Genomic DNA, 5,838 nt, shown 5'->3' with positions numbered 1-5,838 from the left:
GAACGCGGCCGTTCGGCGAAAAATTAACGAAAAACGCATGCGAAAGTTGGAGGGAGTTCTCAAAGAGTTAGAACCACCGGCACTAGAGGGTCCGACTGATGCGAAAGTTACCCTCATAAGTTGGGGTTCGACCTGGGGTGTTATTCAGGAAGCCTTGGAACAATTGCAAGATGAAGGCATTACCGCAAATCAACTGAATTTCAAGTATCTTTTTCCTTTGCACGCAAAAGAGGCGCTCGAAATTCTGGATAAATGCAAGACAACCATCGTGGTGGAAGTCAACGCCAGCGGACAGTTTGCCAGACACCTGCGGGCCGAGACCGGTTTTTCTTGCACAGATACCATTTTAAAGTATGATGGTGAGCCATTCGAGCCGCGGTTAATCACGAATCGTGTCATGGGTATTCTCAATAAAGAACCACTCGACCTCAGGGTGACCGAAAAAGAAGCTCGTGAGATTGGCTACCATTATATTCGTGTTCATCTCAGGGACAAGCTTCGACCTAAACAAATCGTTGAGGTGACTAAAAATGGCTACGATGAGCCGGTGTGGGTGTTGGAACTTGTTGATCGTGAAGATGGCGAGTCAAAAGGCCAACTGACAGTCGGTATGGACACGGGTTCAACCTACAAATGGGATCCGTTAAATTAGCCAACAACTAGAACTTTAAACCATTTTATTGTGGAGAAAATCATTATGAGTACTGTTCTTACCGCTACAAAAGAAAAGAGCAAAACGCGCGAAGTAGTTGTAGACCCTGATTGGTGTGCGGGTTGCGGAGACTTTGGTGTTCTGAAATCGTTAAAGTCAGCCACCACAGATAATGGCGTGAAACCTCATGAGCTGCTGTTGGTATCCGGGATTGGTTGCTCCTCAAACCTGCCAGGATTTTTTTATTCTTACGCGGTTCACAGCCTGCATGGCAGAGCGCTACCGGTTGCCACCGGCGCCAAATTAGCCAACCACAATTTGAAAGTCGTGATCACTGGGGGCGATGGCGACGGATACGGTATTGGCATAGGGCATTTCATCCACACCATGCGTCGGAATCTGGACTTGACTTATATTGTGATGGACAACGAAATTTATGGATTAACAACCGGACAGGCTTCCCCGACTACTGCTGAAGGACACAAAACGAAAACGACCCCCAGGGGCAACGTTGAAAAACCGATTAATCCGCTTGCTTTAGCGCTCACTGCCGGGGCCACTTTTGTTGCGCGGGGTTTTTCCGGACAGCCGGCGCAATTAACATCATTGATCGAGCAAGCTATGGCGCACAAGGGTTTTGCACTAATAGATGTATTCAGTCCGTGTGTTACCTACAATAAACTAAACACGTATTCCTGGTTTAAGGAGCGTGTATACAAACTGGAAGATGAAGAGCCAGATCGTGACCTCACTGATTTTTCTTCGGCAATGACAAAAGCTATGGAATTCGACTCTCGGATTCCCATTGGCTTAATTTACAAGATAGAAAAGCCTACTTATGAAGATACCGAGCCGGTTCTGCTGAATGGTCCCTTAATTGACCAATCCCTTGGAATAAAGAAAGAACTATTTGATGAGTTACTTGCGGTAACCATGTAGCCGATCAACCAGGAATCCATTTTCAGGAACCTGTTCTCAGAAATAAAGAACAGGACTATTACCCGTTGTTCTTATTGAATTTGTCAGGGAACCCATGTCTGTTATACACAGCCCGGAAAGGAAGCTTAGATTCTGTTTACTTAGTTCTATATCCCTCACCCTGTCACGCATTTCAGATTTTAGATGAGTGTGAATTGTTCCATTTGCCATTATCCCAAGCAGTAAAAAGAATATCACGCAAGCCGCTAAGGCGCGAAGATAAGGCAAAGAAAAATTTTAAAACTTTATGAAGTTTTTGCAGTTCTACGTCTTTGCGTGCGCTTTTTTGGGGTCCCCACTTGACAAACTTGAAAAATTTTGTGTTTGATTTCTTTAAAATTATTTTTTAAATTGAATTCAGCATAACAGAATCTCTGTGAGTATTATCGAAATGCTGGTCTTTTCCATCTTTGATTTGGTGGGAACTACATCTCAGAAAGGTTTTTTATGGCTGAAAATGAGTTATTCGTGCGCTTTTGGGGGGTCCGGGGCAGTCACCCGGTACCCGGAAAATCGACACTTCGGTACGGAGGCAACACATCTTGCGTAGAAATTAGAGCAAACAATCACATCATAATTTTAGACGCCGGAACCGGCATTGTAAATCTTGGCCATCAGCTTTTAAAAGAACTTCAGAATTCAAAAGATTCTTTAAACCTCACCATATTATTTTCTCACACCCATTTTGATCATTTGCAAGGCATTCCGTTTTTTCTGCCCGCCTATCAACCCTCCTGCATCATTAATTTCTACGGTCCCAAAGTATTCTCTCAAGATTTAGAGGAAATTTTAAGCCAATCAATGGAGCCGCAGTATAGTCCGATTGAACTAGACGAGTTTAAGGCGAAAATGAACTTTCACAACCTGCATGAAAACAATGCTCTCGTTTTCAAAGAAAATTCAGATAAACCGACTTTGGTTTGGCAGAATGAACTAAACAACTCCCAAGACGTCGTTGTTAAAATCATGCGCAGTTATGCTCATCCGAAAATTGGAGTTTTCTTTTTTAAAATTGAAGTAAACGGCAAAAGCGTTGTTTATGCTACCGATACCGAGGGGTACGTTGGCAACGACACCCGGTTAATTGAATTTGCGCAAGATACCGAGCTGCTCATCCACGATGCGCAATATGACCCCGAAGAATATTTGGACAAAAGCTTTTCCAAACAGGGGTTTGGTCACAGCACTTATGATATGGCGGCAAAAGTTGCAAGTAAGGCAGGCGCAAAAAGGCTGGCTTTGTTTCACCATGACCCGTCTCACGACGATGATAAACTTGCGGACATGGAAGCAAAAGCCAAAGAGCTGTTTCCAAATACCATGGTCGCAACTGAAGGCGTGGAATTTAGTTTTTGATTTACTGGCCTGAACTTTTGAAAGGTTTCGATTCAAATCAAACACCTGTGACCTCTCAAATTATGTTGGATTTTAAAGTTAAAAGTCCTAGTTAATCCTTTCAAAGATTGCTTAGCCATCCTTTCATCAATCCAGCGAAAATAAACCTTCATTATTAATTTCTAAATTTGGAAAACAATATGGCCGAACAAAAACAAACAGGCAAACCCGTTTCTGAAAGCCACGTTGAAATGACCGAGATCGTCCTCCCAAATGACGCCAATATCTTAGGCAATATCTTGGGCGGTAAAGTCATGCACCTGATCGACATCGCCTGCGCAGTTGCAGCGCATCGGCATTGCCGGCGTCCGGTTGTGACCGCAGCCATGGACTCCCTGGATTTCAGACATCCGATCAAAGTGGGTGAGCTGATTATCATTAAAGCCTCGGTGAACCACGTTTTTAAAACCTCAATGGAGTGCGGCGCCAAAGTGTTTTCTGAAAACCTAGGAACAGGAGAACGAAAGCACACAAGCTCCGCTTATTTGACCTTTGTCGCGCTTGATGAAAATAAGCGGCCGATGCAAGTGTCTCCCGTCGTTCCGGAAACTCAAGATGAAAAACGCCGCTGGAAAGGCGCTGAGATTCGGCGAGAGTTTCGAATGCGGCAGAAAGCGCTTTTACGAAAACAAAGTTAAAAATACCAGCCCGCCGAACGTATTTATATCTTGAACTTCACGATTCTTTTAGCTATATTGAACGCCTTAAAACTAGTAACTTAGAAAAGCTTTAATGGCTGAATTCATCACTATAGCCAATCAAGACGAACTCAAGCCGGGCGAATGCAAAATTGTCGAGGCAAGTGGTAAGACTCTGGCTTTATACAACGTCGAGGGCACCTTTTATGCCACCGACAACACTTGTTTGCACGAGGGCGGCCCACTCGGCGATGGCGACTTAGATGGAAAAATCATCACCTGTCCCTGGCATTTCTGGCAGTTTGATGTCACTACCGGTGAAAATACCGTCGATCCGAATACAAAAGTAAAATGTTTCCAAGTGCAAATCGAAGAGGAAACAATTCAGCTTAAGATTTAAGTATGACACTCACCGAAAAAATTAAACAAAAAGCACAACTTCTGGGCTTCGAGTTGGTGGGAGTCGCACCGGTAGAGCCAGTGCCTGAGCTCTCCTTCTATAAGGAGTGGGTTGAAGCCGGTTACGCCGGTAAAATGGAATACTTAGCTCGCGATCCCGACAAAAGAACAGATGTCAGAGAGGTAGTTACTGAAGCAAAATCTGTGGTTGTCTGCGCAATGATTTATCATACCTCCCACCCCCTATCGACAGAACAAAATGACCCAAGCCGCGGCTGGATATCACGTTACGCCTGGGGTGATGATTACCACGATGTCATTCAAAAAAAGCTTTTTCAATTAATCAACTTTATCAAAGAAGAAAGTTCTGAGGAAGTCATCAACCGACTTTATGTGGACACCGGTCCTGTGGTAGATCGAGTCTTTGCTAAATATGCCGGCATCGGCTGGTTTGGCAAAAATACCTGTATCATCAATCAGCAGAAAGGCTCGTGGTTCTTTCTCGGTGAGATTATCACCAACCTAGACCTCGATTACGATTCCACAGTGCCTGACCGTTGCGGCAGTTGCAACCGCTGCATTGAGGCTTGCCCAACTGACGCGATTTTGGAGCCGTATGTTCTGGATTCGCGCCTTTGCATTTCTTATTTGACTATCGAGCTCCGAGATAAAATTCCCCTTGAGTTGCGTGAGCCAATTGGAAATAATATTTTCGGCTGCGACATTTGTCAGGATGTTTGCCCATGGAACCGGAGAGCAGCAGTAACGGAGGAGCCCGCTTTTCAACCGCGGGAAGGTTTGCTCAATCCTGATTTGGACGAGATAGCCGGCTTAAGCATTGAAGAATTTCGAGAAAAATTCAGAAAAAGCCCCATTAAAAGAGCCAAGTACGCCGGGTTTTTGAGAAACGTTGCCGTGGCTATGGGAAATTCGGGTGATTCCAAATTCCTACCGGTTTTAGAAGAGTTATCTGAACACGAAGAGCCTTTAATTCAGGAGCATGCAAAGTGGGCGATTGAGCAAATTCAAGGCATAGAGAAAAATAATTTTCTTGCCAAAACTCAAATGGAAAAATCTTTGTGTACTTAATCTTTTATGGTAAATAATTGCGGAATAAAGAAACAATCACAACCCAAATCCCGATTTTTCCTTTACCGAACGTAGTATTTTTCCCGAAAACATTCTTGCCGCTTCATATCTTTGAACCGCGGTATCGTAAGATGGCAAAGGACTCAAAATCAAACGACAATTTGATCGGGATGGCGCTTCTCAAAGAGGGTTGGGAAAAGCAATACCATGATAATCCGGACGTTCACGAAATTGCCTGTGTCGGTAAAATTCAACACATTGAGAGGTTAGAAGACGGCAGATATAACATTTTGCTTTATGGACTAAGCCGAGTGAAAATAATGAAATTCATTCAAGGGAAACCCTATAGAATGGCTCAGGTCAAATACCTCAAAGACATCGCTTTTGACCATGATGATTTTAATGAAAATTATGAAGCAGAGAATTTTTTGAATCTGGTGCAAAGTTATCTTCGGGAAATGGGTGTCGAAAATCTCGAGAAAGTTAATAAATTACATAACCATTCTTTAGAATCCGTAATAAACCAGGTTACGAGCGCTCTTGATTTTCCAACGCAGCAAAAGCAAGAACTTCTACAAATCGACACATTAGAACAGCGTTATGATCGCTTAAAGAAACTGCTGCAAGAACAGTTTAAAATATTAAAAATCTCTAAAAACGTAAAATACATCCCTGAGGACCCAAGCT

General features: G+C 43.5%; 7 protein-coding genes. All 7 read left to right on the top strand.

What is annotated here, in order from left to right:
* The first annotated feature begins 37 nt into the window (after window positions 1–37).
* A complete protein-coding gene (locus IH879_18460) occupies window positions 38–652 on the top strand; it encodes a hypothetical protein (protein MCH7676908.1) in 615 nt (204 codons plus the stop codon).
* 45 nt (window positions 653–697) lie between these two features.
* On the top strand, window positions 698–1,591 hold the full coding sequence (locus IH879_18455; GenBank protein MCH7676907.1) for a 2-oxoacid ferredoxin oxidoreductase: 894 nt from the start codon (window positions 698–700) through the stop codon (window positions 1,589–1,591).
* A gap of 486 nt (window positions 1,592–2,077) precedes the next feature.
* Complete coding sequence (locus IH879_18450) at window positions 2,078–2,986, top strand: MBL fold metallo-hydrolase (GenBank protein MCH7676906.1); 909 nt, start codon at window positions 2,078–2,080, stop codon at window positions 2,984–2,986.
* A gap of 179 nt (window positions 2,987–3,165) precedes the next feature.
* On the top strand, window positions 3,166–3,663 hold the full coding sequence (locus IH879_18445) for an acyl-CoA thioesterase (protein MCH7676905.1): 498 nt from the start codon (window positions 3,166–3,168) through the stop codon (window positions 3,661–3,663).
* Between the two features lie 94 nt (window positions 3,664–3,757).
* Window positions 3,758–4,063: a Rieske 2Fe-2S domain-containing protein gene (locus tag IH879_18440; protein ID MCH7676904.1), complete on the top strand. Its 306-nt coding sequence runs from the start codon at window positions 3,758–3,760 to the stop codon at window positions 4,061–4,063.
* A gap of 2 nt (window positions 4,064–4,065) precedes the next feature.
* Window positions 4,066–5,151: a tRNA epoxyqueuosine(34) reductase QueG gene (queG, locus tag IH879_18435; GenBank protein MCH7676903.1), complete on the top strand. Its 1,086-nt coding sequence runs from the start codon at window positions 4,066–4,068 to the stop codon at window positions 5,149–5,151.
* Window positions 5,152–5,168: 17 nt separating this feature from the next.
* The coding region (locus IH879_18430; GenBank protein MCH7676902.1) for an LON peptidase substrate-binding domain-containing protein at window positions 5,169–5,838 on the top strand (670 nt) is incomplete at its 3' end.

It is taken from the genome of candidate division KSB1 bacterium, from assembly GCA_022562085.1.
Classification (GTDB): domain Bacteria; phylum Zhuqueibacterota; class Zhuqueibacteria; order Oceanimicrobiales; family Oceanimicrobiaceae; genus Oceanimicrobium.
This window is presented reverse-complemented; position numbering and strand designations above follow the sequence as displayed.